The sequence below is a fragment of the Streptomyces sp. HSW2009 genome, from assembly GCF_040240285.1.
GTDB lineage: Bacteria > Actinomycetota > Actinomycetes > Streptomycetales > Streptomycetaceae > Streptomyces.
The window spans coordinates 1-3500 of the sequence record NZ_JBEHZD010000695.1; the positions used below are offsets into that span (position 1 = coordinate 1).

Genomic DNA, 3500 nt, shown 5'->3' on the forward strand with positions numbered 1-3500 from the left:
GGGGGGGGCCCCCGCCCGCCCGGCCCCCCCCCCCCCCGCGGGGGGCCCCCCGGGGGGGGGGGGGGGGGGGGGGGGCCTGGCCCGGAACGCGCCGGGCTGCGCTCATCGACGACCGGCCGCACCGGCCGAAGGTTCGGCCGACACGGGCGCGGCGCTGCCACCGTGCCGACGCCGCGCGGGCGCCGTGCGGAACGGTGCGCGTCGATCAGACCGCGTCGCGTCGATCAGGTCGACCGCGTCGATCAGACCGCGTCGATCAGACGTTGACGCCGAAGTCCTGCGCGATGCCCGTCAGGCCCGAGGCGTACCCCTGGCCGACGGCGCGGAACTTCCACTCGGCACCGTTGCGGTACAGCTCGCCGAAGACCATGGCGGTCTCGGTGGCGGCGTCCTCGCTCAGGTCGTAGCGCGCGATCTCGGCGCCGCCGGCCTGGTTGAGGATGCGGATGTACGCGTTGCGGACCTGGCCGAAGTTCTGGCTGCGGGTCTCGGCGTCGTAGATCGAGACCGGGAAGACGATCTTCTCGACGTCGGCCGGCAGACCCGCCAGGTTGACGTTGATCTGCTCGTCGTCGCCCTCGCCCTGGCCGGTGAGGTTGTCACCGGTGTGCACGATCGACTGGTCCGGCGTCGCCTTGTTGTTGAAGAAGACGAAGTGCTGGTCCGAGTAGACCTTGCCGCTCGGGTTCACGGCGATGGCGCTGGCGTCCAGGTCGAAGTCCTGGCCGGTGGTGGTGCGGACGTCCCAGCCGAGGCCGACCGTAACGGCGGTCAGGCCCGGTGCCTCCTTGGTGAGCGAGACGTTGCCGCCCTTGGACAGGCTTACAGCCATGGGGTGTCCCTTTCCTGTACTGGTCGATGGTCGGGCTTCATGACGACCACGAAGCTACCGTCACCCCTCACAACGCCCCGAGGGGACCACTGGGTTCCAGCCCCCTTTACTTTCTTTGCCAAACCCTGGCAGTACGGACGATGTCATTCCGCTTCTTTCGGGCACCTCGCGCCCGCGCGGAGCGGCCGGGGCCGCCCACCGGCCCGGGGGCGGCCCGGGGGGGTGGGGGGGGCGCGCCGCGGGCGGGGGCGGGCGCGAGGGGCGGGAAATGTGGGTGACGGGGGCGCGTCAAAGGGGGGATCATGGGGGCATGTCCGGGCCCTATGTCATCCGCGGCTCGGTCTCCCTGCCGGAGGCCGAGTTGATGTGGCGTTTCTCCCGGTCGTCGGGGCCCGGCGGGCAGCATGTGAACACCAGCGACAGCCAGGTGGAGTTGCGTTTCGACCTGGCTGCGACCGAGTCCCTGCCGCCGGTGTGGAAGGAACGCGCGCTCAAGCGGCTGGCCGACCGGCTGGTCAACGGCGTGGTGGCGGTCCGCGCGTCGGAACACCGCTCCCAGTGGCGCAACCGGGAGACCGCGGCCGTCCGCCTGGCCGCCCTGCTGGCCGAGGCCACCGCCCCGCCGCCCAAGCCCCGCCGCCCCACCCGCATCCCGCGCGGCATCAACGAACGCCGCCTGCGCGAGAAGAAGCAGCGCGGCGACACCAAGCGGGGCCGCTCGGGCCGCGATTGGCACTGAGGGCACACCCCGGCCCGGCGGCCGTGGGGCCCGCCCCGGGCCGGGCACCTCGCGCGGGTACGCGCGAGCGCGACCCGGTGGAACCTGATGTGCGTCGACCCGGCTCCGTGGTTCGTCGGGTGTGCCGGGCTTTCTCGCGCGCGCCGACCCGGCTCCGTGGTCGACGGTCGCCGGTCGCTGGGTTCCGCATGTGTCGCCGATCGCCGGGCGGCCGTCGCCGCCCGCATGGCCGATAGCTGACCGCCGTGGCCCGCAGGGGCGGAGCAACTGTCCACCTCCCATGCGCTCCCGCCGGTGACGCTACGTGCTGCCGCCGGGCGGGGGCGGCGGCGCGCAGCGCGGCGGAGTCGGCGGTTCCGGAGGCGTTCGCGGAAGGCCCGCCGACCAGAGAACCCGCCGCCACCCGGCTTTACGGGAAAACGAACTGCCCGCTTGGGCAGCATTTAGCAATAGCGCAGATGGCCGAACTGGTAATAGGCCGCAGGGCCTCGTACACGGCTATTCGCGCGCCATTCCGCGGCCCGCGGCTTCTCGCATGCGAACAGCCGTGCGTACGCCGGGTGTCGTCCCACTCCACCCCTTACCGGTGGCCCGCAGTGCATAACGCGCGCCCCCGGGCCGTAGGGGGCGTGCGCTCGTTATGAGGCGCCCCTTTCAGCCTCGGTCTGCTGGGGCGGGTCCGTCGCCGTACGACCCGGCAACGGACCCGTGATCCGCACCCGCCTGCCCGGCACCGACGTCCCCACCCACCCCCTCGGCCGCGGCCCGACTTCCCGTCGCGGCCCGGCCCCTCGCCGCAGGCGACTTCCCCACCACGGGCGCCGCCCCTGCCACGGGCGCCGCCTCCGCCCCGGCTGCTCCGCCTGCTCCTACGGCCCCGGCTGCCCCGGTCCGTTCCCCGCCCGCGCCTGCCCGCGCGCCGCCGACACCCGCCCGCGCGCCCGGACCGTGTGAGCTCGTACCACCCACGCCCGTACCGCCCGCGCCCGTACCACCCACGCCCGCACGGCGTGAGCTTGTACCGCCCGAGCCCGTACCGACCGTGCTTGTACGGCGTGAGCCCGCGCCACCCGCACCCGCCCCGGCGGCAGCCCGGCCACTCGCCCCGGGTTCGGCCCCGGGCCTCGCCCCGGCGGCGGTCGAACCCACCGCACCGGCGGTCGCCTCCGTCGCCGCGGCAGCCGCCCCGGCAGCCGTCCGGGCGACTGACCCGGGCCGCGGTCTCGCCCCGCGTTCCGTCGTGGCCGCGGTCGCCGCGCCGGTGCCCCGTCGCGCCCCGGTGCCCGGGGCCTGGCCCTGGGACGCCGCCGGGCCGGGCCCTGCCGTGCGCTGCCTGCTGCTGGTGCGGGCGCCCGCCGCGGCGCGACCGCCGGCGGTCGGTGGGCGGCCGGTGGCCTGGCGGGCCGCCTCCGCCCGTGCGTGCAGGTGCTCGGCCTTGGTCAGCAGCTTGGCGCGGCCCCAGGCGTCCGGCGCCCCGTCCGCGGCCAGGGCCCGTAACAGCACCAGCGGAATGATCTTGGCCCCGGTGCGGTACTCGCCCCAACTCGTCTTGCCCGCCGGATAGCGGTCGGCCAGCTCCCGCACCGTACGCCCGTGCGTGAGCGTGCAGACGAACGCGGCCAGCTCATTGGCCTGCGCGGTGCGACCCCGCGGCGCGCCCTGTCGACGTCCTGGTCTCCCCATCGTTGCCCCCCGATCCACTGTGGGCAATCCATTGTCAACGACCCAACGGCGTTTAGAAACTCATTAGTTGACGGTCAATCAGCTCATCCTGTCCCGTCGGCCCCTGGCGTCGCTCGGGCCACCCGCGCGGGCCCGCCCCGGCCACCGCACGGCCCGCCCGGTGCGCCGGCGCACCCCTCGGCACCCGGCGGGCCGAACATCCGCGCTGCGCTGCGCACCGGCCGCCGCGCCCCGTCGCCGGCAGGG

General features: G+C 75.0%; 3 protein-coding genes. 2 read left to right on the top strand and 1 reads right to left on the bottom strand.

From position 1 onward, the window contains the following. Positions 1-267: hypothetical protein (locus tag AAHZ94_RS30875; RefSeq protein ID WP_502964835.1), on the top strand; the 267-nt coding region annotated here is incomplete at its 5' end. Here the strand turns inward: AAHZ94_RS30875 and AAHZ94_RS30880 are convergent. After that, complete coding sequence (locus AAHZ94_RS30880; protein ID WP_349997027.1) at positions 257-832, bottom strand: TerD family protein; 576 nt, start codon at positions 830-832, stop codon at positions 257-259. The genes AAHZ94_RS30875 and AAHZ94_RS30880 overlap by 11 nt on opposite strands. A gap of 310 nt (positions 833-1142) precedes the next feature. On the opposite strand from AAHZ94_RS30880, the gene arfB reads away from it, so the two are divergent. Next, positions 1143-1571 carry an alternative ribosome rescue aminoacyl-tRNA hydrolase ArfB gene (gene arfB / locus AAHZ94_RS30885; protein ID WP_349997028.1) on the top strand — a complete coding sequence of 143 codons (429 nt, stop codon included), beginning with the start codon at positions 1143-1145 and terminating at the stop codon, positions 1569-1571. The last annotated feature ends 1929 nt before the right edge of the window (positions 1572-3500 follow it).